At 57.5% G+C, this 26,602-nt stretch carries 13 protein-coding genes; 3 read left to right on the top strand and 10 right to left on the bottom strand.

What is annotated here, in order from left to right; all coding sequences use genetic code 11:
- Positions 1–188: 188 nt before the first annotated feature.
- A complete protein-coding gene (locus F1C16_RS10915) occupies positions 189–3,452 on the top strand; it encodes a VCBS repeat-containing protein (RefSeq protein WP_258048876.1) in 3,264 nt (1,087 codons plus the stop codon).
- The gene (locus F1C16_RS10920; RefSeq protein ID WP_185280686.1) at positions 3,449–4,783 is read left to right on the top strand and encodes a vanadium-dependent haloperoxidase; all 1,335 of its coding nucleotides are present in this window, start codon (positions 3,449–3,451) and stop codon (positions 4,781–4,783) included. Before F1C16_RS10915 ends, F1C16_RS10920 begins: the two co-directional genes overlap by 4 nt.
- A gap of 164 nt (positions 4,784–4,947) precedes the next feature.
- On the opposite strand, the gene F1C16_RS10925 is transcribed toward F1C16_RS10920, so the two are convergent.
- The 3 genes from F1C16_RS10925 to F1C16_RS10935 all read right to left on the bottom strand — a co-directional run bounded on the left by F1C16_RS10925 (position 4,948) and on the right by F1C16_RS10935 (position 10,881).
- Positions 4,948–6,060 carry a carbohydrate-binding family 9-like protein gene (locus F1C16_RS10925; protein WP_185280687.1) on the bottom strand — a complete coding sequence of 371 codons (1,113 nt, stop codon included), beginning with the start codon at positions 6,058–6,060 and terminating at the stop codon, positions 4,948–4,950.
- Positions 6,061–6,168: 108 nt separating this feature from the next.
- On the bottom strand, positions 6,169–7,770 hold the full coding sequence (locus tag F1C16_RS10930; RefSeq protein ID WP_185280689.1) for a SusD/RagB family nutrient-binding outer membrane lipoprotein: 1,602 nt from the start codon (positions 7,768–7,770) through the stop codon (positions 6,169–6,171).
- 9 nt (positions 7,771–7,779) lie between these two features.
- On the bottom strand, positions 7,780–10,881 hold the full coding sequence (locus F1C16_RS10935) for a SusC/RagA family TonB-linked outer membrane protein (RefSeq protein WP_185280690.1): 3,102 nt from the start codon (positions 10,879–10,881) through the stop codon (positions 7,780–7,782).
- Between the two features lie 1,145 nt (positions 10,882–12,026).
- Between F1C16_RS10935 and F1C16_RS10940 the strand changes: the two genes are divergently transcribed.
- On the top strand, positions 12,027–13,091 hold the full coding sequence (locus F1C16_RS10940) for a LacI family DNA-binding transcriptional regulator (protein ID WP_185280691.1): 1,065 nt from the start codon (positions 12,027–12,029) through the stop codon (positions 13,089–13,091).
- A gap of 149 nt (positions 13,092–13,240) precedes the next feature.
- Here the strand turns inward: F1C16_RS10940 and F1C16_RS10945 are convergent, their stop codons facing one another.
- The 7 genes from F1C16_RS10945 to F1C16_RS10975 form a co-directional block, all read right to left on the bottom strand.
- Positions 13,241–15,562 (bottom strand): GH92 family glycosyl hydrolase, encoded by a 2,322-nt coding sequence (locus F1C16_RS10945; protein ID WP_185280692.1) that lies wholly within the window; start codon positions 15,560–15,562, stop codon positions 13,241–13,243.
- A 32-nt stretch (positions 15,563–15,594) separates the two neighbouring features.
- Entirely contained in the window at positions 15,595–17,886 is a 2,292-nt protein-coding gene (locus tag F1C16_RS10950; protein WP_185280693.1) for a family 20 glycosylhydrolase, read from the bottom strand.
- A 184-nt stretch (positions 17,887–18,070) separates the two neighbouring features.
- The gene (locus F1C16_RS10955; protein WP_185280694.1) at positions 18,071–20,713 is read right to left on the bottom strand and encodes a glycoside hydrolase family 2 TIM barrel-domain containing protein; all 2,643 of its coding nucleotides are present in this window, start codon (positions 20,711–20,713) and stop codon (positions 18,071–18,073) included.
- A gap of 58 nt (positions 20,714–20,771) precedes the next feature.
- A complete protein-coding gene (locus tag F1C16_RS10960) occupies positions 20,772–22,058 on the bottom strand; it encodes a sugar MFS transporter (protein ID WP_185280696.1) in 1,287 nt (428 codons plus the stop codon).
- A gap of 35 nt (positions 22,059–22,093) precedes the next feature.
- Positions 22,094–22,981 (bottom strand): ROK family protein, encoded by an 888-nt coding sequence (locus F1C16_RS10965; RefSeq protein ID WP_185280698.1) that lies wholly within the window; start codon positions 22,979–22,981, stop codon positions 22,094–22,096.
- A gap of 213 nt (positions 22,982–23,194) precedes the next feature.
- Complete coding sequence (gene nagB / locus F1C16_RS10970; RefSeq protein ID WP_185280699.1) at positions 23,195–25,114, bottom strand: glucosamine-6-phosphate deaminase; 1,920 nt, start codon at positions 25,112–25,114, stop codon at positions 23,195–23,197.
- A 110-nt stretch (positions 25,115–25,224) separates the two neighbouring features.
- On the bottom strand, positions 25,225–26,475 hold the full coding sequence (locus F1C16_RS10975) for an ROK family protein (protein WP_185280701.1): 1,251 nt from the start codon (positions 26,473–26,475) through the stop codon (positions 25,225–25,227).
- Positions 26,476–26,602 lie beyond the last annotated feature (127 nt).

Raw genomic sequence — 26,602 nt, forward strand, 5'->3', positions numbered from 1 at the left:
CTTACTGCACTACTAGGCTAGCGTGCGTCTGCGATGCACGCTAGCCTTTCTTTTTTACTATTTAAGCCGGAAAAAGATCTAATAATCACAACAGTATCTTAACTTAGTCGATTGCTACGTCCTGCCTCTTATTTCTTCGCACCATGTGTAACTGCTTTACTAGCACCACTTGTACGACTGTACTACTGTTGCTTTTAAGTATTGTTTCTCCTGCCAACGCCCAGCAGCCACTGTTCAGCTTGCTCAGCCCCAAGGAAACCGGCATTACCTTCCAAAACGACGTCAGCGAAACCGAGGCGCTGAACGTGCTGTCGTATGAGTATTTCTACAACGGCGGCGGTGTGGCCGTGGGCGACATCAACAACGACGGGCTACCCGATTTGCTGTTCACCGGCAACATGCGGCCCAACCGACTCTACCTGAACCAGGGCAATTTCAAGTTCAAGGACATCACCCGTCAGGCCTCGCCGCTGCTGGAAGGTCGCAAGGACAGCTGGAAAACCGGCGTGACCATGGCCGATGTGAACGGCGACGGCCTGCTGGACCTCTACATCTGCTACTCGGGCAAGAAAGACGAGGCCATACGCCGCAACCAGCTGTTCATCAACCAAGGCAACGCTACCTTCAAGGAGGAAGCCCAGGCCTATGGCCTCGACGACCCCGGCTACAGCACCCAGGCCGCCTTTTTCGACTTCGACAACGACGGCGACCTGGACATGTTTCTGCTCAATCACAGCACGAAGAAGATTGACAACATGGCCTTTGCCAGCCTGAAAGGACAGGCCGATGTACTGTCGAGCAACAAACTATTTCGCAACGACAAGGGCCACTTTACCGACGTATCCAAGGCCGCGGGCATTGTGCAGAACCCGCTCACGTTTGGGTTGGGCATTGCCGTGGCCGACGTAGACAAAGACGGCTGGGCGGATATCTACGTCACCAACGACTACAACGAGCCCGACTACCTCTACCACAACAACCACGACGGCACCTTTACGGACCAGTCGAAGCAGGTGCTGCGCCACCACTCCCACTTCTCGATGGGCGTGGACATTGCCGATTTCAACAACGATGCTCGGCCCGACATCCTGACGCTAGACATGATACCGGCCGACAACCACCGGCAGAAGTCCTTGCAGTTGCAGGAGAATTACGAGTCGTTTGCCCTGATGCTGCAACAGGACTTGTACCACCAGTACATGCGCAACATGCTGCACCTCAACAACGGCGACGGCACGTTCAGCGAGATTGGGCAGCTGGCCGGCGTATCGAACACCGACTGGAGCTGGTGCCCCCTCCTAGCCGATTTCGACAACGACGGCTACAAAGATATTTTCATCACCAACGGCTACCTGCGCGACTACACCAACAAGGATTTCCTACGCTATTGGGGCGATTACAAGATCAAAAAGGCCATGGCGCGGGAGCCCTTCCTGCTGATGGACCTCGTGACGGCTATGCCCTCCACGGCCGTACCCGACTATATCTTCCGCAACAACCACGACCTTACCTTCACCAACAAGCAAACCGACTGGGGCCTGAACCAAACCAATATGTCGAACGGCGCCGTGTACGCCGACCTCGACAATGACGGGGATTTGGAGTTGATTGTGAACACGATAAACCAGCCGGCCAGTATCTACCGCAACCGCAGCGTGGAAGACCAGCACACGGCCTACCTAGCCGTGAAGCTTGCTGGCACGGGCCAGAACACCCAGGCTGTGGGTGCCAAGGTGTATGTGTATGCTGCTGGCAATCAGCAGTATCAAGAGGTAAACCCCAACCGGGGCTACCTCTCATGCGTGCCTACTACCTTGCATTTTGGGTTGGGCAGCAGCCAAGTGGCAGATTCGGTACGCATCATCTGGCCCAACCAGAGCCGGCAGCTGCTGACTAAGGTGAAGGCTAATCAGCTATTGAAGCTGACTGCACCAGCCGCCGGTAAAAACCTGGCGGCTCGCCCGGCACCTACCCCGAAAACCATGTTTCAGCCGGCCACGCCGCTGTTTGCTTTTCAGCCTGAGGAGGTAGCCCTCAACGACTTTAAGCGCCAGTTGCTGATGTTGTTTATGTATTCCAAAACCGCCCCGGTGCTCACGCAGGCTGATGTGAATAAAGACGGCTTGGACGACTTATTCGTGAGCGGTGCGCCCGGCGAGCTAGGCCGCCTGTACGTGCAGCAGCCGGGCGGCACCTTCCGGGAGCAGGCGCTGGCGGGCAGCGCCACGCCGGCCGCGGGCACAGTGGCCGCCGCCACCTTTTTCGACGCCAACGGCGACTCCTACCCCGACCTCTACCTGGCCAAAGGCGGCTATGCGCTCTACGAAGCCGGCACCCCCGATTTGCAGGATGAGCTGTATCTCAACGACGGCAAAGGCCGCCTGGTGCTGGCCCCCAACGCCCTACCCTCACTCCACGGCAGCAGCAAAGGCTGCGTGCGCGTGGCCGACATAGACGGCGACGGCGACCAAGACCTCTTCGTGGGTGGCCGCGTGATTCCCGGCCAGTACCCGCTGGCGCCGCCCAGCTACTTGCTGCTCAACGATGGCAAAGGCAAGTTTTCGGCCGTGGCCGACGCGCCCTTTGCCCATGCCGGCATGGTGACGGATGCGCAGTGGGTAGACCTGAACAAGGACAAGCGCCCCGACCTGGTGCTGTGCGGCGAGATGATGCCCCTCACCGTCTGGATCAACACGCCCCAGGGTTTCAAGGATCAGACAGCCGACTACTTTGCTACCCCACAGCAGGGCTTCTGGTTCAGCCTGCATGTAGCCGACGTGAACGGTGACGGTCAGCCCGACATTGTGGCCGGCAACCTGGGGCTGAACACGCAGATACGGGCCACAGCCCAGCAACCAGCCGAACTGTACTATGCTGATTTTGACAACAATGGCTCTATCGACCCTTTCCTCAACTTCTACCTCGACGGCAAGAGCTACCCCTTTGTAAGTCGCGACGAGCTGAACGATGAAATTTACCCCATGCGCCGGCGCTTCACCTCCTATAAGGCCTACGCCGACGCCACCATGCAGGATATTTTTCCGGCCGAGGAACTGAGCAAGGCCAGTAAGCTGACAGTGAATGAGATGCGCACCATGCTCTACCTCAACCAGAACGGTAAATTTGCAGCCACTCCCCTACCCACCGAGGCGCAGTTTTCGGCCGTAACGCACATTGCCAGCGGCGACTACAACCACGACGGCCACCCCGACCTGCTCCTGCTGGGGAACCACTCCGACAACCGCCTGAAATTGGGCAGCTTCGACGCCAACTACGGCTGCCTGCTGCAAGGCAACGGCAAGGGGGAGTTCCGCTACGTGACCCAGCCCCAAGCCGGTCTGTGCGTGCTGGGCGACGTGAAATCAGTGAGCGAAATAACGGTTGGTAAGCAGCCCTACCTGGTGGTGGGCGTGAGCAACGGCGCCGTACAGTTTTACAAGAAGCAAAAATGAAAAAGCAGGTCCTCTTCCTAATGAGCCTGGTGCTGGGCGGCCACGCATCGGTCTGCGCTGCCGCGCCCCCTACCCCCCTGAACCCCGGCAAGGCCCTAGATGCCATCAACATGACGCTGGTGCACGATGTGGTGGCCCCTCCGGTGGCAGCGCGCTACTATGCGTACACCACGCTGGGCGCCTACGCCATTGTATCGACCCACAACAAGAGTCTGCCCGCCCCTACCCGTTTCATCACTGGCTACACCACCGACCTGCGGCTGGATACGGTGAAGGGCAAATACGACTACCAGATAGCGGCCTACTACAGTATGCTAGAATCGGCGCGCTTGCTGCTACCCTCTGGCGAAAACCTGGCCGGGGAGGAAGAGGAATTTGTGCGTGGCCTGGAGAAACAAGGCGTGAAGCCGGCCGTGCTAGCGCAGTCGGTGCGGGTAGGAAAGCTGGCGGCAAAAGCGGCCGTAGCTTTCTCCAAGGCAGACCGCTACAACCGCCTGAGCGCTCTGAAGCGCTATACTCCCCTGAAAGCGGAAGGCGCTTGGTACCCTACCCCTCCCGCGTACATTGAAGCGGTGGAGCCCAACTGGAAGACCATCCGGCCCCTCATGATAGACTCGGCCGCACAGTTCCGGCCGGCCCCGATGGTGCCGTTCAGCAAAGACACGACGTCGGCCTTTCATAAGCAGGTAGTAGCCGTATACAACGTCGCAAAGCACCTCACCGACGAGCAGCTACAGATTGCCCAGTTCTGGGACTGCAACCCGTTTGCGGTCAACACCTCGGGACACATGTCCATCGGGTTCAAAAAAATCAGCCCCGGCGGACACTGGATGAATATTGGGGCGCTGGTGGCGCAGCAAAAAAAGGTAGGCTTCGACCGAACGGTACTAGTACTGGCTATGGAGGGTATAACGTTGATGGACGCCTTCATCAGCTGCTGGGAGGCCAAATACGCCACCAACCGCATCCGCCCCGAAACTTACATCAACCGCTTCATCGACGTGAAATGGCAGCCGCTCCTACAAACGCCGCCTTTCCCGGAGTATACCAGCGGCCACGCCGTCGTTTCCAATGCCGTGGCCGAAATGCTGACCTATCTGCTCGGTGACAATATTGCCTACCTCGACAACACCGAAATTCCCTTCGGCAGCGGCGAGCGGGCCTTCACCTCGTTCCGACAGGCCGCCGGCGAAGCTTCCGTATCGCGCTTCTACGGCGGCATTCACTACATGGAGAGCGTCAACAACGGCAACGAGCAGGGCAGGCAAATAGGCCGCTACCTGGTAACCAAGCTCCGCAACGCCGGCGTAAAGCCGCTGGCGAGTAGGTAGGAAACCGGAACGTTACTCCTCTGTCATCCTGAGCGGAGCGAAGGACCTTCTCACGTGGGAACGAGTCGTTGTTACGCCTGCCGTTCCCACGTGAGAAGGTCCTTCGCTCCGCTCAGGATGACAGAAAAGCGGAAAATCTTCAATATGTTTTTCTATTACCCTTACTACTTCACCGTTTCCACCAGCCCCTCATCATTGATGCGCAGCGTAGCAGTGCCCGGCGCCGCAAGGATAGCCGTGAACTGCTCGGGCGTGGCCAGTAGCGCCAACTGATTGGATTTCCCGGCCACGTCTACTTGCGGCGCGATGTTCAGCTCGGCCAGCGAGGCGGCGTAGCGGCCGTTCTTCTCGCGGTACTGCTGTTGGCGGTAGTACACCAGCCACAGGTAGCGGCGGCGCAGCTCGGAGGTAGGCAGCTCGAAAGCCGGCGCCTTAGCCTGGCGCGTGAACTGCAAGTATCCCCAGCGCTCGGGGTAGTGCATATTAATCACGCCCTGCGGCGACCACACCCAGTTGTGCTCGGGCAGGTCTTTGCCGGCGGCGTCCTGCTGCTTTACGTAGTTGCCGTTGGCCGCCCGCGTGTCCCACTCCACCCTGGAGAAATTGATGCGCCACAAAGTGCCCTCCGTGGGGGCATTAAATGGGAAGCCCATACGCACGGCTTTCAGCGGAATAGCCATTTCCACGGTCCAGCTTTTGTCCTGGTCCTTGGGTTGGTTGAGCGTGCCGTTGATGCTTACGCCGGAGCGTAGGCCGGCCACGTCCCAGCTGATGAGGGCGTCGCCGTGGTTGCGGTAGGGCTTGGGTAGGAAAAGGTCGAAAATCTTATTGATGGCATTCACCTCCACCTCGAAATACTGGTGCGTATTGTCGTCGGGGTCGATAAACACCTCAAAGTCGTTGTCCTTGTAGATGATGTCGTCGTGGTGGGTTTGGTAGGCCCAGATGTGCGGCTCCTGCAAGGTAGCGGCAATGAACAGCGTGGAGTCGTTCCAGAGCATTTTCACACGCGTCTGGTAGGTAGGCAGCGGCTTGGCCGAGCCTTCAATATCCACAAAATCGGTGGTCCAAGCGGCTTGCTGCCAGGCGCTTTCCCGCAGGTTGCCGTCCATGGTTAGGGGCTGCGCAGTGTGCTGCACTACGTAGCCTTTGGGCAGGGTAAAGAGGTGCTCCATCCCCTGAAATGCTTTTTGGTCCTGTGCCGAAGCCGATAGCCCTACCCCGCCGAGCAGGAGCGTTATGGTTGCGAGAGTTTTGAAATTGAAAAGATGCTGCATGCGTATGATTCTTCCGAAGAAACTGATTTACCGTGTTCTATAAAAAGAGAGGCTTTACCCCATCGTCCGGGATAAAGCCTCTCTTTTACCTGTGCAAAAAATACACTATTACTTATCCCACCATACCCGCGAGGTCAGCAGATCGCCGCCGTTCAGGCTGGCTACCCCAGACCGGTACCCAGCGGGATTGTTGGAGATTTCAGCGGCCGGATATGGCAGACGACGCGGAATGGTTCCGTTAGTCACGTTGCCAGGGTAGTTCACGGGCGTCAGCATGGGATAGCCCGAACGACGCCAGTTAAACCAGCCTTCAATAAAGTTGAAGGTAGTGGACGTTTCCAGCCAGTACTGGTTGTTGATCTGCTGGTAGGCGTCCGTTGCCGATGTTGTGGTCAGCGGGTGAGCAGCTACATAGGCGGTGATGGTAGCGGCCGGAATGGTAGCCGCCGCGTCCATCTGCGTCAGAGATTCCATGGCGCTGCGCAGGCCATTGGCGTAGTGCGTGGCAGCCGTAGCGCCCACGCTCCAGCCGCGGGTAGCGGCTTCGGCCAGCAGGAACTCCGTTTCGGCGTAGGTCAACAGGAAGTTAGGAGCGTTGCGCTTGATGTACACGTTCACGCGGGGGCGGGAATAATTACCCAACGGGGCAATATTGCCAGCGGCGCCCGTAGGCCCCGGATAGTCGGCACGCTTCCGAATATCAAAATCTCCACCAGCCAGGTCGTAGCCATTCGGCAGACCACGCTGCACAGCGGGGTCGGTGTTGCCAGTCAGGCCCTGGTTAGCGTTGTTGGTAGCACCCGCCTGCGGAATCTCGGCAATAGCGCCCAGGCGTGGGTCATCATTGGTGCGCAGGTAGTCAATCAGCGTCTTGCTCCACTTCACTTCCCGGAAGTCATCGGTCGTGAGCAGGGCGCCCGACGTCGCATTCTGGATGTCGCCCTGCGAGGCGTCGGTTTGGGCAATGGCGTTGTCGCTAGTAGCTGTCATGGTGCCGCCAGCCACGGCTTTCTCGGTCCAGGTTTTTGCCAGGGTAGGGTTCACCTTGGTCATGCGCATGGCCACGCGCACCATCAGGGAGTAGCCCAGCTTTTTCCACTGCGCTACATTACCGCCGTACAGCAGGTCGCCGGTAGCCAATGGGGCCGTGGTGTTCAAGCTATTGATGCCTGCTTCCAACTGCGTCAGCAAAGCCGGGTAAATGTTCTCCTGCTTGTCGTAGGCGGGGGCCGTAATACCCTCCTGCGCCATCAGCGCTTCCGAATACGGAATATCCCCGTAGGTATCAGTGAGGCGCTGATAGATCATCACCTTCATGATATTGCTGATGGCAATGACGTTGGCAAAGCGCTCAGGGCTCTGCGTGTTGGCTACCCTAATGGCCTGCTCTAAGCGGCTCAGCGCCGTGTAGCAGTTATTGAAGGTCAGGGCCTGATAGCCCCCAAAACCACCCGCGTTAACGTACTTATCCCCGTTGCCGTAGTAGTTGAACGTGCTGGCCAGCGCCTGAATGGCCGGAGCTTGGTACAGCAACTGTGCATAGCCCGTATTGGCGTAGCCCAACTGGCCGTCGGTGAGCAGGTAGTTGGGGTTGAGGTTCTCAGCTGAAGCCGCGTTGGGATTGGTATTGACGTCGTCGAAGCGGTCTTCGGAACAGGAACTGCTCCACAGCGCCGCAGTGAGTGCTATAAATAGGAATGGCTTTTTCATATTCCTGTATTACTTGAATTTTACGTTGAGCGTGAAGCCGTATGTGCGGGCAAATGGTAGGGAACCGCCTTCTACCCCAGCGTACGCCACCAGAGGAGAAATTGTATTTTCCGGATCTATGTTATCCGTGCGCTTCATAATCGTGAACAAGTTACGACCTACTAACGACAGCGTCACAGCCTGGAAAGGTGTTTTTGCCAGTACGGCTTGGTTGAGGGTATAGCCCAGCGTGAGCTGACGGAACTTGATGAAGCTGCCATCCAGCACAGCCAGGGCATCCACGTTGTTGATCAGCTTGGGGTAGTACACATAAGCCGGCACCACAATGTCGTTGACTTCATTTGTTACATCTCCGTCACTGTTCATTTTCACCCCTTCTGCTACAATGCCGGTTTCGCGGCCTTCCAGGGTGGCTTTGTTCAGACCACGCGTGTAGGAGTAGTATTCCGTAGCCGACAGCACCTTGTTGTTGAACTTGTAGTCGATCAGGAACGACAGGCTGAAGTTGTGGTAGTTGAAATCGTTGTTCCAGCCGCCGAATAGGTTAGCAATGCCCGAGCCCATCGGCTTCAACTCGCCCCGTACTGGTACGCCATCGGTTCCAATCACCACGTTGCCGTTGGCATCGCGCATGAAGTCGTACGCCCGGATCTGGGCAATCGGCAGCCCCTTCACAATGGCAATGTTGGCACCACCGTTGGCACCAGGGCGGTAGGTACCCGTTTGCAACGGGTTGTTGGCACCGTTGTCAATGTCCAATACTTCGTTTTTCAGCTTGGTGATGTTGAACGACGACGTCCAGGTGAAGGCACCCGTTTTCACCGGCGTCACGGTCAGGGCGGCTTCCACGCCACGGTTCAGGGTAGAGCCCAGGTTCACCGATCGGCTATTGAAACCGGTGGCCGGTGACAAGCTGGCGCCTACAATCTCACCATCGGTTTTGCGGCGGAAGTACGCCACGTCTAAGCCAATGCGATTCTGGAAGAACTTCAACTCTGTGCCCACCTCATACTCGTTGAGGCTGTAGGGTTTCAGGTTGGCGTTGGGCTGACGCGAATCAAACGAGGCGCGCGGAATGCCGTTGATGGAGCGGTTGATGTTGTAGTAGAAGCCCGTCTGGTAGGGCTGAGCCGGCTCGCCGCTAGTTTCGGCGTAGGAAGCACGCAGCTTACCGTAGCTCAGCACCGATGATTGCAGCAGATCCGAGAAGATGAAGCTGGCAGCTACCGAAGGCGTGAAGATGCTACGGTCGTTGCGCGGCAGGGTAGAGAACTGGTCGTAACGGCCGGTTGTGCTCAGCGTCAGATACTTATAAGTAACATCTGCGGTGTAGTAGGCCGAGAACGTTTCTAGGAGGCTGTACTGATACTCCTGCGAAGGAGTGCGCAGGTTGGAAGGCGTGTACAGGTAGGGCACGATGAATTGCCCGCCATACAAACGCGTAGCTTCAAAGTTGTTGCGGCGGAAGTTGCTGCCTACGCTGGCACTCACGGAAATATCCTGGTTTAGGTCTTTGCTGAACGACAGCAGTGCGTCCGTGTTTAGTTCCAGGCGCGAGCCCAGGGTCAGGTTCTCCAGTCCGCCCTCACCGTTAGACGAGTACAGCGTGCCGTAGGGCGTCACGTTGAAGCGCCGGTCGCTGGAGTAGTCGTAGCCTACCCGGCCTTGCAGGAACAGGTAGTCGGTGAAAGCGTAGCGGGCCGACAGGGCGCTAATCAGACGCTTGCGCGAGAGGTCATTTTTGAACTGGTTCACCACAAACCATGGGTTGGAGGCGTAGCTATCGTTGTTCCAGGCTGTTTCCAGGCCGTTGTTACTGGGGTCGTAGCCGGGGCGCAGGGTAGCCTGGTCGATGTTGGGTGCCAGGAAGGTGATGTTGTTGGCGTTCAGCGGCGAGTCGCTCAGCTGCGGACGGTTGTTGTCCTTCTGGTCGATGTAGTTGGCCGTCAGGTTGAAGCTCAGCTTCTTGGTCAGGTCATACTGGGTGTTGAAGTTCACCGTGCGGCGGTCCAGGCCGCTGTTGCGCAGAATCGACTTGGCGTCCAGGTTCGATACCGACAGGCGGTAGGTGCCTTTTTCGCCCCCACCCGACACGGCCAGCGTGTTGGTCCAGGACGGGGCAACGCGGTAGAAGTCTCTGATGTTGTTCTTCTGTAGCGAGTAAGGATGCTCCTGACCGTCGATGCCGATGGTGGGCTGACCGTCCAGCCGCTCACCCCAGGCCGTGTTGCCCGAGTTGATGGCCGAGGCCCGGTCAGAAGGACGCACGCCCTGGCTGCCCTGGCCGTACACCGTCTGGAAGTCGGTGTTGTCTACTGCCTGGCTGAATTGCAGGTTGGTGTTGTACTCAATGGTGGTTTTGCCGCGGTTACCGCTTTTCGTCACAATCTGAATCACGCCGTTAGCGGCGCGGGCACCGTACAGGGCCGAGGCAGTCGAGCCTTTCAGCACCGTCATCGACTCAATATCGTCGGGGTTGATGTTGCTGATACCATCGCCCAGGTCGGCGCCGCCCCACTCACCGGAGCTACCGCGCACAGAGTTGTCCATAGGCACACCGTTGATAACAATCAGCGGCTGCGAAGCACCCGAGAAGGACGTTACGCCGCGAATGTTGAGCCGAGCCGAGGAGCCGGGGCCGCCGCTGGTGCCACCCACGTTCAAGCCCGCCACGCGGCCCTGTAGGGAGTTGGCCACGTTGGTTTCGCGGGCTACGTTCAGCTTTTCGCCGTCTACCGTTGTCACGGCATACCCCAGCTTGCGCTCATCTTTCTTGATGCCCAGCGCCGTTACCACTACTTCGCCCAACTGCTTGGTGTCGTTGGCCAGGATAATGTTGATGGAGGAGCGGCCGTTCACGGGCACCGTCTGGCTGATGTAGCCAATGTAAGAGAACACCAGCGAGGCACCGTCGGGAGCCGTTACGGTGTAGTTGCCGTCTACATCGGAAGTGGCGCCTTGCGTGGTACCGCTTACCACTACACTCACCCCAATGAGCGGCTCATTGGAGTTGTCGGTTATCTTGCCCGAGACCTTCGTCCCCTGTGCCCAGGCCTGGGCCTGACACAGCAGCAAGAGCAGTACAAATAATTGTAGAGTTTTTCTTATCATGGTGTATGGAGTGAGAGGAATGAAGATGAGTTACTTGCGTTGAGCAGCCCACGAATCGGACCCGCTAAAATGCACTAGCTGCTTCCTACCTTACCTTATCAGGTAATGCAGCATAGCAGCGAAAGAAAATTGGTGGAAAGGGCGGGAAAGGACGGCAGCAGACGGACCTTACACAATCGGTTGTACTTCGTGGCAGTGTAGCAGCAACGAGTGGAAAGCGTATTAGTAAAGGTGCTTTTTAGCCTGTTGAGAAATAAGATTTTCCCAACAGGAAGTATTTAGTTCCTTTCAAACATACTAAACCACATCAACTAAATCAAAACCAAAGAAAAGAAATGTGTGCGTACACGCGAAAACTGTTTCGCTTTCTGTGCTATTTTTTACTTGTATCACACAATACCGCGAGTTACCATACTGCGGCCTTGAAATGTAACTTTTTCAATTTGGCGGCATACCTATCCAACTCCCTTACCCAGTACAAGCTGGAGGGTTTACAGATGTTGTTGCAGTTGTGCTACCAGTCAGGTTCCCAACTGAACACGGCAAGCTATACCGAACTGCATTTTAAGAAGCTGAATTCGTTGGCTTAACTCAAACGTAATCATCGCTTAATTATAAAGCAAATAATATAAAATAAAAATGTGTGGGCACACGCAGAGCTGAATATAGCAAGTGTGCGCACACGCAAAAAGATATTTCTTCTATGTATTATTGTTGTATTTTAGACTTCTTTTTAGGACAAAACCTAGTAAATCTTCACTATTACGAGTCTCAGCCGATTGTAGAAGCTTGATGGTAGATAAATAGCACATGATCTAGCCCTTTTTCTTTTAACAGTGCCCCCTATTTTTGGCAGAACCAGCCGTACTACGCTGCATTTTCTACCCTTCGTAGAGAGTTACCCACTATTTACCAACGTGTCATTGCAACGGCGCTTGGATTTAACCGACCTTTCTAGCAGCAACTACTTCGTGTGGTGGCATGCTTTGTGGCTACGGCCATGCACTCTGGCAAACGTACAGACCTGGCTTCGCTGGTTTCAGCTGTAGGCACGCATGATGGCCACTTCGGTATCAGCTCGTATTGTCAGCCGTTTTTTCACATGATGCAGATCATCAGGTTTCACTTACATATAAAGTATAGTTATGGGTAAGAATGCGGTACGCATTAAGGATATAGCAGCGAAGGCAAACGTTTCGGTGGGCACGGTAGACCGGGTGCTGCATAACCGCGGCCGGGTGGCCGAGGACGTGCGCCAAAAGGTGCTGCTGATGATGGAGGAGCTGGAATACGAGCCCAACATGATTGCGCGTACGCTGGGCTCCAACCGCACGTACCGGCTAGCAGCTATTCAGCCCAGCCACACGCTGGACCCCTACTGGCAGGCCCCGTGGGAGGGCATCAACAAGGCAGCCCGGGAGTTGCAGCAGTACGGCGTGGTGCTCACGGTATACCCCTACGATATGTCGCGGGTGGAGTCTTTTCTGGAGCAGATAGAGTTGGCCACGCAGGCCCAACCCGATGGCATTGTGATTGCGCCACTGTTCTACCGCGAATCGTTGCCGTTTTTTGAGCGGTGGCAGCACGCCAAGATTCCGTACGTGCTGTTCAACACCTATATCACGGAAATTAACCCGCTGAGCTACGTGGGGCAGGACTCTTATCAGAGTGGCTACTTGGCTGGCAAGCTGCTTCAGTTTGGGCAAATGCAGCCGGGCACCTACCTCATTGCCCACATTGCCGAGGACATTGCCAACTCCGTGCACGTAACGCAGAAAGAACAAGGCTTCCGCGACTACTTTGCCCAACTGCCCGCCCCGCAGGCAGCCGGCAACACCATTCGCAGCATCGACCTCCCCTACCCCACCGAGTCTACCTTTGCCTGCCAACTCACCGAGCTGTTGGCGCAGGATCAGCAGTTGCGGGGCATCTTCGTCAGTACATCCAGGGCGTATGCTATTGCGCCCTACCTCCAACCCTATGCCCACCGTATTCGCTTGGTAGGCTACGATTTGCTGGAAGAAAACATTCAGTACCTGCAAGAAGGGACTATTGACTTCCTGATCAATCAGAACCCTAAGGAACAGGGATATTATGGCTTGTATGCCCTGGCCGATCAGCTTGTTTTCAAAAAGGAAGTATCTCCCTTCAAGTACTTACCGCTGGATATTATCGCAAAAGAAAATTTACACTACTACGTAGAAAAATAGTCGGCCCTTACCCATGCGATGGGCATGAGCGGGCAGTTTATCGCCTACTACACCACCCAAAAAGAAAACCGGCTGCCTGAGGCAGCCGGCTTTGCGAACGGCACGCGAGGTGTAGACGCATGCACCAAGTTAGGGTGAGGTAGGTCGGCTTACTGCATTACGGAGCGCGGCCGGTTTTCCGGCGCTACGCCCCAGGTAGGGCTGGGCTTAGGTCCCATTTCCAGCACCAATGTGCCGCCCTGCATCAGATCTTGGTGGGTGATGTAGGACTTGAGGTAGGGCTGGCCGTTGCGGGTCACGGACTGGATGTATTTATGGGTGGCGCTATTATTCTTGGCCTCAATGGAAAGCGACTTGCCATTGGGTAGGGCCAGCGTGGCCTGCTGCACCATGGGGCTGCCAAACACAAAGGCACCATTAGCGGGGTTCAGAGGGTAGAAGCCCATAGCCGACAGCACGTACCACGCCGACATCTGCCCCACGTCCTCGTTGCCGATGATGCCGTCGGGCTTGGTGGTGTAGAACTGGTCCATGATGAAGCGCACCTTCTCGGCGGTTTTCCAGGGCTGGCCCACGTAGCTGTAGAGGTAGGTGATATGGTGGCCGGGCTCGTTGCCGTGGGCATACATCCCAATGAGACCCGAAATGTCGGGCGAGGCTTCTTCGCCCATGTTGCCCTGCACCGTAAACAGCGAATCGAGCTTCTGCGTGAAGCGCTTCTCGCCGCCCAGCAGGCCAACTAGGCCTTCCACATCCTGCGGTACCAGCCAGGTGTATTGCCAGGCGTTGCCCTCTGTGAAGTCGCTCTTCATGTGCACCGACTGGAACGGGCTGAACGGCGTGCGCCACTCGGTTTTGGACACGCGTCCCCGCATGAAGCCCACGCTTTTATCGAAATAGTTCTGGTAGTTTTTGGCGCGCTTACTGAAGTAGGCGTAGTCCTCCTGCTTACCCATCTTCTTGGCCATCTGGGCAATGCACCAGTCGTCCACAGCGTATTCCAAGCCTTTCGACACGTTCTCTACCTCGCTGTTGGCGGGGATGAAGCCCAGCTCTTTCACGGCTTTCAGGCCACTTTCGTCGCGCATGGCGGTGGTCTTGATAGCCTCATAGGCTAGATTGGCGTCGAAGCCGTCGAAGCCTTTGAGGTAGGCATCTACTACCACTGGCACGGCGCTGTAGCCTACCATCGTGTTGGTTTCGTTGGCCATCAGGTGCCACACGGGCAGCTTACCCTGCTGCTGGTAGATGGCCAGCATGGTGTTCACCATGTCGTTTACCCGGCTGGTTTGCAGGATGGTGAACAGCGGGTGCGCCGCCCGGTAGGTATCCCACAGCGAGAAGGTAGTGAGGTTGGTGAAGGACGCGTTTTTATGCACTTTTTTGTCGGTGCCCCAGTAGTCGCCGTTGTGGTCGTTGAAGGTCGAGGGCGCAATCATGGTGTGGTAAAGCGCCGTGTAGAAAACCTTTTGCTGGTCTTGGTTTTCGGTTTTGATCTGCACCTTGCCCAGCTCCTGGTTCCAGGCGGCATCGGCGGCGGCCACGGTCTTCTGGAAATTCCAGTGCGGAATCTCAGCCTGGATGTTGGCCAGCGCATTCTCAGTGCTGACGGGCGAAATCCCTACCTTCAGTTTCACCTGCTCGCCGGCCTTGGTGGCAAACGTGACTACCCCTTTCAGGCGGGTGCCCTTGGTGGCCGGCGTGGTATTACCCAACGAATCCACAACCTGCACGCTGGCAAACTCGCGCATAGGCTTCGAGAGAACCGCCGCGAAGTACAGGCGCTGATCCTTGGCCCAGCCTTTCGAGAAGCGGTACCCTACCAGGGTACTATCGTTGAGCTTTTCCAGGTGCGTATCGGTGGCCTGGTCCCAACCGATGCCCTGCTGCAAGTCGATAATCAGGTGCGAATCTTTCGCCTGAGGGAAGGTGTACTGATGAAAGCCTACCCGCTCGGATGCCGTCAGCTCGGCCCGGATGCCGTAGCGCTTCAGCTGCACGGCGTAGTAGCCGGGGCGGGCGGTTTCGTCCTCGTGCGAAAACGCCGATACGTAGCTACGGCTCTTGTTTTTCACCGAGCCGCGCATCACCTGCACCTCTCCTGTAGTGGGCATCACCGCCACGTCGCCCAGGTCGCCGATGCCGGTGCCGCTGAGGTGGGTGTGCGAAAAGCCAATGATGGTGGAATCGGAATAGTGGTAGCCCGAGCACCAATCCCAGCCCTCGGAGATGTTCACCGGCCCCAGCTGCACCGCTCCGAAGGGCACGTTGGCCCCCATGAATACGTGCCCGTGGAAGCCCGTACCAATGTAGGGGTCTACGAACCGGGTGAGGCCTGTGGGGGCCGGAATGGCAGCGGGAGCAGTAGATCCGCTGGCTACCTTGGTAGTACCAGAACAGGCGTTGAACACGGCAACGCTACCGGCCAGCGCCACAATAGACCAGATAGAGCGGGTGGGTTGTATCTTCATTAAACTACAGAGGTTAGAATTGTCGTGTGCTTTTAGTGCTTCAGCCAATTGGCTGGCACTTGCTGCGGCTCGCTGCCGTCTTTGCTGTATTTGAGGAGCAGCGTGTAGCCGCCTCCACCTTCTACAAAATCGAGGGCGATAGGGTGCAACCCTTTCGTGAGGGCTACCTGTCCGGTTTTCTCAATGGCCGAGTGCAGGCCGTCGTTGTCGACTACCATGCGGTCGGCGAGGCGTAGGGTGCCGCCGTCGTCGCAGGTGAGGTAGAACGTGTAGATGCCGGTTTCCGGTACGTCGAGGTAGCCCCGAAACTGCACCCCGAACTGGTCGGCCTCTGCCTGCTTGGGTACCTGCACGCTGGTTACGGTGGTGCTACCGTTGGCCTTAGCCTGCTGCATCAGCGCCGATTTTTTGAAGTAACCAGTGAAGTACGTAGCCGTGAGGCCCGGCGCCGGCGCCTTTGCCGATACGGGTGCGGCGTAGGCTTGCTGCTTGTACCGGATGGCGTATGTATCGCCCCGCAGCCCCTCCGGCGTGAAAGCCACCAGCTTCACGGTAATAGGCTGGGTGATGGGTAAGGCAGCCGGCAGCACAGGCGAAGCGTCCGTGGGGATGCTACCATCGGTGGTGTAACGGATGATCAGATTATCGAGCGGCTTCTCGACCTGCAAAGACGTTTTGTCGGTGAAAACGCTTTCCTCGGAGAAGCCTGCCAGGTCGGGCACGCGGTAGTGCACGTTCAGCAGGGCCAGGCGGGGGTAGTGCTGGCGCAGGCGGGTGAGGTAGGAAGCGTACTGTTTTTTGTTGGTCCACACCACCTCGGCCAGGGCCGTCATCCGGGGCATCACCATGTAGCCGGCGCGGTTTTCGGAGGGCACTTGTTCGGTCCAGAGGTTGGCCTGGGCACCTAGAATGGCTTTTTTCGCGGTGGTAGCGTCTAGGTCGGCGGGCACTACCTCGAAGTCGTAGACTTTCTCCAGGGAATTCTTATCTGGCAGGTTGTCAAAGTAGAGCGTGCTCACCGGCGTCATAATGAGCGGGTTGCCGTTGCGGATGGCTTTGGCGGGGGCGTCCTTCACCCAGCTGCGCCAGTACATCACGGTGGCCGATGGGTCGATGCCGCCTTCCAGCATGTCGTCCCAGCCAATCATTTTCTTGCCTTTGCTCTGCAAAAACCGCTCAATGCGCCGCACAAAGTAGCTCTGCAAGCCGTTCACGTCCTTGATGCCCTCCTTCTGCATCAGCTCGGTACAGGCCGTCGTGCTCCAGCTGGCTTTGTCTACCTCGTCGGCACCGATGTGCACGTAGGGACTCGGAAACAGGGCGGCTACCTCCGTCAGCACGTTTTCCACGAACTCGTAGGTGCTTTCGTTGCAGGGGCAGATGGGGGTCGAAAACAGCTTACCCCAGTCGTTTTTGCCGTTGCAGGTAAGAAAGGGGTAGGCCCGAATGGCAGCCATCATATGGCCGGGCATGTCGATTTCGGGGATGACCTCGATGTGACGCGCCATAGCATAAGCAATGATGCCGCGCATCTCATCCTGAGTGTAAAAGCCTCCATATTCTGTTTGGCCGTTGCGCTGGCGTAGGTGCTTGGGCTCCAGGGCAAAATCGGGGTTATCCTTTGACTTCTTGATGCACGCCGAATCCTGGTTGTTGAAGGTGCGCCAGGCGCCTACCTCCGTCAGCTTGGGGTACTTCTTGATTTCCAGGCGCCAGCCCTGGTCGTCGGTGAGGTGCAGGTGCAGCTTGTTGAACTTGTAGAGCGCCAGCAAGTCCATGTATTTCTTGAGGTAAGCGACATCGAAGAAATGGCGGGACACGTCCAGGTGCATACCGCGCCAGGCGTAGGCCGGCTGGTCTTCAATCTGCACGGCGGGCAGCGTCATCGGCGCGGCACTCTTACCGGCCTTTTCGATAGTAGCCGGCAGCAACTGCCGCACCGTCTGCACTGCCCGGAACATACCCGCTGGCTCCTTGGCCGCCAGCGTCATCTGCTGCGGTGTGATGGTCAGGCGGTAGCCCTCTGGGGCCATTATCGAGGCATCGTAGCGTAGCTCAATGCCGTTAGCGACTAGTTTCTTTGTGGTTTTCAGCGGCGCCCCTACCCCATTGCGCAATAACGCTTGTAGTTGCTCGGCTTCCTTTTCGAAATGTTTGCCCTCTTTGGGTAGGGCCAGTTGGGTGGCTTTGGTAATGGTGAAGGTGCCCGTTGCCGGTGTCAAAGAGGCAGGGTAGGGAATCAGCGGGTAGCGCTCGGGGGCGGTTTGGGCAGTCGCTGTACCGGTGATGAGGAGTAGGAAGATCAACCACAGAAATCTAGTCATAGGTGTAGTTCAACGATTCACCCCACCCCCCCCGCCCCCTCCCCTCCGGGAGAGGGGGAGCCGGACGATTTGGCTAACAGCTTTCTAGTTTGAATAATGCTAATGGCTAATAGCCATTAGCTAACAGTTCCTGTCACGGCTCCCCCTCTCCCGGAGGGGAGGGGGTTGGGGGGTGGGGTCTCCCCTACTGTGCCACCGGCACCACCTGCTTCGCCACGTTCCAGCCCTCCACCGACACGGCCGGCGTGCCGACTTCCGCGCCGGGCGTATAATCCAGCGTCACGGTTTTGCGTTCCCCCGGCAGCACCGACACGTAGTTGTCGCTGTAGAAGGTAGGGAGCACGCGCTTCTGGGTCTGCTGGTTCACCAGCGACACGCGGTTGAAGAAAGCCACCGGTTGGTTGGCGGGGTTCGTGAGGGTTACTTCTACCTTACCGGGCGCGGTTTGGCGGGCGGTTAGGCCCAGCGGCGCCTTGTTCATGGTTTGCAAGCCCGAGTACTGCCCTTTGGCATCGGGTATCCAGTAGAAGTTCTGGCTTACGGGCTGCTTGTTCAGATCCTGCAATTGCAGCATCAGGAACGTGCCTTTCTCCCGCGCCAGCTTGCGCATCGCGCCGGCAATGGGTAGGTACTTTTTGGCTTGCGAGGGGTTGATTTCCACGATTACCTGCGTCAGGCTGGTTTTCTTACCGGCCATGTCGTAGGCGTCTACCACCAGCATCAGGTTGCGCTTGGTTTCGAAGGTGTTGTTCACCAATACCACGGCGCTATCCACGGGATTATACATCACGTGCAGCGGCTCGCTGCCGGTGCGCAGGCCATAGAGGCAGGCGTTGGGGTCGAGGTAGTAGTCGTACATCTGGCCGCGCAGGGCAGTCCAAGGGTTTTGGGTTTTCCAGATGATGCTGCCCGTGTACCACTCCCACATGTGCGAGCTAAAGCCCTCCATCAGAGCGCGGTACTGGTCGTAGTTTACCAGCTGGGCTTTCAGGCCGAAGTCGCGCACGGTTTTGGGTGCGCCGTAGGGTAGCAAATGGTCTTCGTAGCCAATGTAGAGGTGGTACTGCCACACCGAATCCACGGCCTCGGTGGGCTTTTTATCGGCGCCGAGGTAGCGCGGGGGCACCATGTTGGCCGGCGGAACAAACCGCGCCAGCGACTCCTCATCGCCTACCCCTACCGAGCCTACCTCCGAGTTGAAGGGGTAGGTGCGGTGCTCCCAGAAGCTGCGCAGGTTCTGAATGCCGTAAGGCCCGTCGCCGTTGCCGCCCTGGTTGTTGTACGACATGCTATCCGAGTTGGAGTAGGGCACAAACCAGCGCGTGCCGTCCAACTTGGGCAAAACCGAATCCTCCAAGGCAGTAAGAATGTCCTTGGGCGGAGTGATTTCGTTGCCGCCGCACCAGATAGCCAGCGAAGCGTGGTTGCGCACCATCTTCACCTGGTCGGCCGCCGACTTGATGAACAATTGGTGGTCGTTGGGGTACTTGCGGCGGGTCCACTGGTCTTCCAGCTTCATGGGGTCCACCCAGCGGCCGTTGGCATCGCCCGACATCCAGAAGTCCTGCATCACCAGCATGCCGTACTTGTCGCAGGCCTGGTAGAACTCGGGGCGCTCTACCAGCGCACCGCCCCACACCCGAATCAGGTTCAGGTTCATGTCGCGGTGGAAGCGGATTTCCGCGTCGTAGCGAGCATCCGTGAAGCGCAGCATGGCATCAGAAATAATCCAGTTGCCGCCCTTGATGAAGATTTTTTGCCCATTCAGGTGCACCTCCATGCTCTGGGTGGTGGTGTTCCACTCCCGCTGAATCTCGCGTACACCCACCTGCACCGTTTCCTCATCCGACACGGTTTTGCCCTTCACCAGGAATTGTAGCTTCGATTCGTACAGTGGCTGGTCGCCGTAGCCATTGGGCCACCACAGCTTGGGGTTGGGTAGGCTGAGATCTTTGAGGCTCACCTGCTGGGTAGTGCGGGCTGGAATGGTGACTTTCTGGTCTACCGTGCGGCCATCAATGGTGTAGCGCAACACGCCCGCTACCTTCTGGGCTGTCGGATTTTCCAGCTCGGCCGACACCTGCACGGTAGCCGGCGCCTGCGGACCGGTAGGCTTGCGCTTGCCCGGCACGCGGGTGATGATGTGCGGATTCTTGACGTTGATCTGTTGGGTTTTCTCAATCGTCACCTTGTCCCAGATGCCGGTATTCCGGTCCCTAATGGGCTGAATCCAGTCCCAGCCGGCGGTGTATTGCGTGGTGTTGTTGCGGGCAATGGTGCCGTCCCCGCCCTGGCCGCCGTTGGGGTTGCCCACGGGGTCGGGCGGGTACACGATGACGGCCAGGCGGTTCTTGCCGTCCTTGGCCAGGTAGGGTGTTACGTTGTAGGTCTGGCGCAGAAACATGCCGTGGTGGGTCTGCGCGTTCAGCTTCTGCCCGTTCAAAAACACGTCGCAGCTGTAGTTCACGCCGCGCAGGTGCAGCCACACTTGCTCGTCGCCGCTAGCCTTTTCCGTGAAATCCTTGGCAAACCAATAGGTGTAGTAGTCCCTACCTGTCTTGTAAATATCAGGTATCTGCTTGTTGTTCATCCCGTAAAACGGGTCGGGCACTTGCTTGTTAACCAACTGGGTAGTAAGCACCGTGCCGGGCACCACGGCGGGCTGCCACCCGCTCAGGGCGTAGGTAGGCTGCGAAAGCGCGGTTCCTTCTACGCTCACTTTACCTTTGGGCGTGGCCTGCCAGCCGGTGTTCAGCTCGTAGCGCTGCTGCGCAAGTAGCGGGGTAGCAAGCAGTAGAAGCGGGAGTAGGAGTTTGTGTGGTGACATGCGAGAACGATGCAGACGTAGGTGTTGGTAAGCGGAAGCGGGGGCCGGGGGTGAGGTTTTACCGGCGGACTTTGTGCCCAGCCAGGCCGTAGTAGAGAATGAACAAATAGCAGGGAATCACCAGCCAGTACGCTTGTTGGGGGCTGAACGCATCGGCCAGACCACCGTAGAGGGGCGGCAACACGGCCCCGCCGGCAATGGCCATAATCAGGAAAGACGAGCCAATCTTGGTGAAGCGGCCCAGGCCCGCAATAGCCAGCGGCCAGATGGCTGGGAAGATGAGCGAGTTAGCCAGCCCGAGCAACGCAATGAACAGTACCGACGTGATGCCGCTGGTAGACAGCGCCCCCAAAGCAAACGCCACTCCTATCACAGCAAACAGTTGCAGCGCCTTTTCCTGAGAGATGAACTTCGGAATGGCCACAATACCGATGAGGTAACCCACAATCATGGCACCCATCGTAAACGTGGTGAAAAATTTGGCCGTTTCCAGCGCAATACCCTGTGCGTTACCATAGCTGATGATGGTATCGCCAGCAATAACCTCCACGCCCACGTAGAAAAACATAGCTAGCGCCCCCAGTAGCAGGTGCGGAAATTGCAACACGCTGGTTTTGTTGGTATTGGCAGCCGCTACGGTTTCGTCCTCGTGGTCGGTGTCGATTTCGGGTAGGGAAGAAAAGTAGATGAGCACAGCCAGGAGCACCAGTACGGCCGTTATCAACAGGTAGGGGGTCACCACGCGGGCGGCCAGTGCGTCAAGCTCGGCGGCTTTGGTGGCCAGATTCATCGTTTTGAGGCGCGCCACCAAGGAATCGGCATCTTTTAGTACCACCGCACCAAGGGCAACGGGAGCTAGCGCACCAGCTACCTTGTTGCAAATGCCCATCACGCTAATACGCTTGGCAGCGCTTTCGCGCGGCCCCAGAATGGTGATGTAAGGGTTGGAAGCTGTTTGCAGCAATGCTAGCCCCGAGCCCAGAATAAACAGGCCTAGCAAAAACAACCCATAGGTACGTGTGTAGGCCGCCGGAATAAAAACCAGTGCCCCCACGGCCATCACTAGCAACCCTACCGACATGCCTTTCTTGAAACCCGTGGCTTCCAATACCCACGCTGATGGTATGGCCATCACGAGGTAGGAAATATAGAAAGCGGAGGTGACTAAGTACGCCTGAAAGTTGCTCAGCTCGCAGGCAATCCGCAAGTAGGGAACCAGCACCGAGTTCAGCCACGTCACGAAGCCGAAAATGAAGAACAGCGCTCCAATGATGACAATGGACCTGGTTTGCTGCGTGTTGGCCGTGGGCACGGTCGCCGGAGACGTGGTAGCTGCTTTCGTCATGGTGTAGGGTTTGAGAAGGAGGCTGAAATAGGCAGTTAGAGGGGCAATGTTTGGGGAGTAGCGGGGCTGAGTTCCTGCTTCATTTTACACAGCGCGGCCGCGCCCAGCACGGCCGCGTTGCGCAACTCAGAGGGCGCTACCACCAAGCGGTCGGTTACCAAACGGAAGGGAAACTCGCGGATGCTGGCTTCCATAGCCTCCCGGAAAAACTCGTAGCAGTGGCTCACCGACCCGCCCAGGAAAATGGCTTCCGGCGCCAGCGTGTGCAGGATAATCTTGATGACATTGCCCAGGTGGCGGCCGTAGCTGGCCAGCGCTTCTAGGGCGCGCGCATCGCCGGTACGGGCCAGGGCGTGCAGGGTGCTACCCTCCTGCTGGTAGTGCTGCGCGAAAAACTTACCGCTGCAATAATCCTCCACGGTCTTGTCGAGGTAGGGAATGCAGCCGAACTCACCGGCGCTGGAAAGCACGCCCGCGTGGAGGTCGTGGTTGATGATGATGCCCGCACCGAGCCCCGTACCCAGCGTAATGCCCACCAGGTTGGCGTAGGGCTGGCCCTGGCCGAAGATTTTCTCGCCCACGGCAAAGGCGTTGGCGTCGTTGGTCATGTACACGGGCTGCGCGAAGTGGCCGGACAGGTGTTCCTTAAGCCGTACTTCCCGCCACGAGGGTATGTTCTGCACGTTGTGCACCACGCCCTGCTGCTCATCCACCAGCCCTGGCACACCAATTCCAATACCGGCCACGTCGGCGGTATCCAGCATCAGCTGAATATGCCGTACTAGCTCGCCCAGAATCTGCTCCTGTGGCGCCTGTGCCGAAGTTTCGAAGCGAACTTCGTTTATAATTTGCCCATCCTGCACCACGCCGATGTGCACCTTGGTGCCCCCGATGTCAATGCCGATGTAGTTGGTTTGGGTCATTCTATTTGCTTCTGCGTGCCTACCCGAAAGCGGCCTGCTGTATGCGTGTGGCGAAAAGCTTCACCATCCATTTATCTGTCATCCTGAGCTTGCGAAGGACCTTCTCACGCAGGAACGACAGCTGTACCGACGACTCGTTCAGCTGGCATAAGGTCCTTCGCAAGCTCAGGATGACAGATAAATAGATGACAGCGAAAAAAACTGCCCTACCCCCTAAAAGTGCCAGCGCACGAAAGCCTCCATTGCTTCGTAGTCGGCTAGGCCCAGGTTGTCGTATTGCAGGGCGGTTTCACGGTTGCGCTGCTCGGCGCGCACCCAGAACTCGCGGGAGTCGTCGCCGGGGAACACGGGCGTGTCCTTCTGGCTTTGGTGCTTGAAGATAGCGTTGCGCTTGCGAATCACCTCCAACGGCGACAGCGGCACAGCCATTTCAATCTCGTAGGGCTTAAACTCGTGCCACGCGCCGCGGTACATCCACACCCAGCAGTCCTTCACCCATTCCTCGGTCTGCTTCAGGCGGCGCAACGACTCGGCAATAATGTTGAAGCACACGATGTGCGTGCCGTTGGGGTCGGCAAAGTCGCCGGCCACGAACACCTGCTGGGGCTTCACCTCTTGCAGGAGCTCCATCGTCAGCTCAATATCGGCGTCCGTTACGGGGTACTTCGAGGTTTTGCCCGACTCGTAGAATGGTAGGGCCTGGAAGTGAATATGGCTGTCGGGTAGGCCGGCATAACGGGCGCCCGCAATGGCTTCACTCTTCCGAATGTAGCTCTTCACGTTCCGGATTTCCTGCGTGTCTACCTGGTTGGGTTGCTTCTGCTCGATAAACTCGCGCATGTTGTCATACACCGTTTGCAGTTCGCTGCTGTCGCGGCCCAGGCTGTTTTCCAGGTCAATGGCAAACTCCATGTAGCGCAGCACGTCGTCGTCCCACACCGCCGTATTGCCCGAGGTCTGGTAGGCCACGTGCACGTCGTGGCCCTGGTCGATAAGGCGAATAAAGGTGCCACCCATCGAAATCACGTCGTCGTCGGGGTGGGGCGAGAATACGATAACGCGCTTTTTGGCCGGAAGTGCGCGCTCGGGGCGCTGCGAGTCGTCGGCGCCGGGCTTGCCACCGGGCCACCCCGTGATGGTGTGCTGGAGCTTGTTGAAAATCTGAATGTTGATGTTGTAGGCCGGGCCGCGCTCGGTGGCCAGCTGGGCCATGCCGTTGTTGTTGTAGTCTTCCTCTGTGAGCTTCAAAATAGGCTTACACAGGGTATTCGACAGCCAAATCACGGCCTTCTTGATCAGCATTTCATCCCACACGCAGTCCTTCACCAGCCAGGGCGTATCAAAGCGCGTCAGCTCGGAAGCGGCGTCGGCGTCCAGCACAAACTCCACGTTATCGGCCAGTTGCAGGTAGGTAGCCGGCACCTCGCCCGATACCTCGCCTTCCACCGCTTTCTTGATGATGGGCGCTTTCTTGCCGCTCCAGGCCATCAGCACAATTTCGCGGGCTTTGAAGATAGTGCCGATGCCCATGGTAATGGCCTTGGTGGGCACGTTTTCCTTCCCGCCGAAGTCGCGGGAAGCGTCGCGGCGCGTGAGGTCGTCCAGGGTTACCAGGCGAGTGCCCGAGTTGGGCGCCGAGCCCGGCTCGTTGAAGCCCACGTGGCCCGTCCGGCCAATGCCCAGAATTTGTAAATCCAACCCGCCTACTTCCTCAATCTGCCGCTCATAATTCAAGCAAAACGCTGCTACCTCTTCCGGCGCCAGGGTGCCGTCGGGAATGTGAATGTTCTCCCGCTTGATGTCGATGTGGTCGAACAGGTTTTCGTTCATGAACGTGACGTAGCTCTGCGGCGCGTCGGGCAACATCGGGTAGTACTCGTCCAGGTTGAACGTCACCACGTTCTGGAAGCTTAGGCCCTCCTCCTGGTGCAGGCGCACCAGCTCCTCGTACACGCCCACCGGGGTAGCGCCAGTGGCTAGGCCCAGTACCGCCTGTTCGCCGGCTTCCTGCTTGCGCTGGATCAGGCGCGCAATGCGCTCGGCCACCTTCACGGAGGCAGTCTGCTTATCGGGGTAAACGGTTACCGGCAGCTTCTCAAAACGAGTTTCTTCGAGTAGGTTTAATCGTGCCATAAGCGGTGTAGGTGAGGGGGTAAAAGGGTTGTTAGGCGGTTGAGGTTTGCGGGACGGAGCGGGGAAATCTTGAAAGAAAGCGGTAGTAAAAAGTAGGTAGGCAGTCGAGTTTAGGTCAGGTCTAGGGGCGTTTCAAATACGTTCTCCATTACCGTGGCTACGGAGCCCAGAATCATGGCGTCGCGGCCCAGCTCCGACACCACAATGCGGGTATTTTCGCGCAGCTGCTTCATGCAGTAGATGGTAATGGCCTGCTGAATGGCAGGCAGCACAAAGGGCTTGGCCTGTGCAATTTCGCCGCCCAGAATAATCAGTTCGGGGTTGAATAGCTGAATCAGGATGGCAATGCCTTTGCCCAGATTCAGCCCTACCTCGGCCAGAATGTTGATGGCAAACTGGTCGCCGTCGTGGGCGGCGCGGATGACCTGCTCCACCTCTAACTGTTCAATCTCAGGCTCCGACAGGGCTTGCAGCAGGGTGTTCTCGCCAGCCCGGATGCCTTCCTGGGCATTGCGCACCAGGGCGCTGCCCGAAGCCACGGTTTCCAGGCAGCCGCGTTTGCCGCAGTGGCACAGGCGGCCATCCTCTACCAACGGAATGTGCCCAAACTCGCCAGCAAAGCCCGAGGTGCCGCTGCGCAGCTTGCCGTCCAGGATCATGCCCAGGCCCACGCCCCAGTCCATCGACAGCACTAGCACGTCGCGGCGGCCGTGGGCCAGCCCGAAGCGGTACTCAGCCAGGGTGGCGCTTTTCACGTCGTTCTGGATATACACGGGCTTGCCAAACTTGTGCTCTAGCAGTTGTTGCAACGACTCCGCGCCTTCTGGCACGCGCAGGTAGGTGTGGTTGTTGCCTTCTTTAGACGCCACCAGGCCCGGCATATTAATGCCTACCCCAATCAGCTTCTGCGGGTCGATGCCTGCCGCCTCAATCAGGCGCATGGCCTGCTCGTGCACCTGGTCCACGGCCTGTAGGTCCTGCGTCACCTCAATTGGGAAGGTCTGCACGCCGGTTACGGAGCTGTTGTTATTATCGAAAATAGCCAGGCGCGCCTTGTACTTCTCCATGTGGATACTCAAGACAAACAGCGACTTATCCTTTAATCCATACAACTCTGGCTTGCGGCCGCCGATGGATTTGCCCCTCCCCTGTTTCTCCACCAAGCCCTCGGCAATCAGCTCGTTCAGCATGGCCGTGGAGGTAGGGGCGCTAATCTGAAAACGGCCGCAGATATCAGCATTTGTCTTGGCACCCTTTACATACAAGTGCTTGACAATCTTTATCTTCTGTACATATTTCCGCCGTTCGACATTATTCAGCCCGGCCAGAAACGTATCCTCCAAGGCTAATAATGAACTCATGGCAGCGGGTTTTCTCTGAATGATGTCTCAAGAAGCCCACTTTTTTCAACAAGTCAAAGCACTTTTCTAAAATTTTAACAAAAGACTATCTTATATATATAAAGAATAGTAGAACTGTAGAGGGTGT

It is taken from the genome of Hymenobacter sp. NBH84 (assembly GCF_014217645.1).
In the GTDB taxonomy this organism is placed as follows: Bacteria; Bacteroidota; Bacteroidia; order Cytophagales; family Hymenobacteraceae; genus Hymenobacter; species Hymenobacter profundi.

Coding starts and splice junctions, on each gene's coding strand:
- F1C16_RS10920 (WP_185280686.1), top strand. CDS start 3,449: ATGAAAAAGCAGGTCCTCTTCCTAATGAGCCTGGTGCTGGGCGGCCAC.
- F1C16_RS10925 (WP_185280687.1), bottom strand. CDS start 6,060: ATGCAGCATCTTTTCAATTTCAAAACTCTCGCAACCATAACGCTCCTG.
- F1C16_RS10930 (WP_185280689.1), bottom strand. CDS start 7,770: ATGAAAAAGCCATTCCTATTTATAGCACTCACTGCGGCGCTGTGGAGC.
- F1C16_RS10935 (WP_185280690.1), bottom strand. CDS start 10,881: ATGATAAGAAAAACTCTACAATTATTTGTACTGCTCTTGCTGCTGTGT.
- F1C16_RS10940 (WP_185280691.1), top strand. CDS start 12,027: ATGGGTAAGAATGCGGTACGCATTAAGGATATAGCAGCGAAGGCAAAC.
- F1C16_RS10945 (WP_185280692.1), bottom strand. CDS start 15,562: ATGAAGATACAACCCACCCGCTCTATCTGGTCTATTGTGGCGCTGGCC.
- F1C16_RS10950 (WP_185280693.1), bottom strand. CDS start 17,886: ATGACTAGATTTCTGTGGTTGATCTTCCTACTCCTCATCACCGGTACA.
- F1C16_RS10955 (WP_185280694.1), bottom strand. CDS start 20,713: ATGTCACCACACAAACTCCTACTCCCGCTTCTACTGCTTGCTACCCCG.
- F1C16_RS10960 (WP_185280696.1), bottom strand. CDS start 22,058: ATGACGAAAGCAGCTACCACGTCTCCGGCGACCGTGCCCACGGCCAAC.
- F1C16_RS10965 (WP_185280698.1), bottom strand. CDS start 22,981: ATGACCCAAACCAACTACATCGGCATTGACATCGGGGGCACCAAGGTG.
- nagB (WP_185280699.1), bottom strand. CDS start 25,114: ATGGCACGATTAAACCTACTCGAAGAAACTCGTTTTGAGAAGCTGCCG.
- F1C16_RS10975 (WP_185280701.1), bottom strand. CDS start 26,475: ATGAGTTCATTATTAGCCTTGGAGGATACGTTTCTGGCCGGGCTGAAT.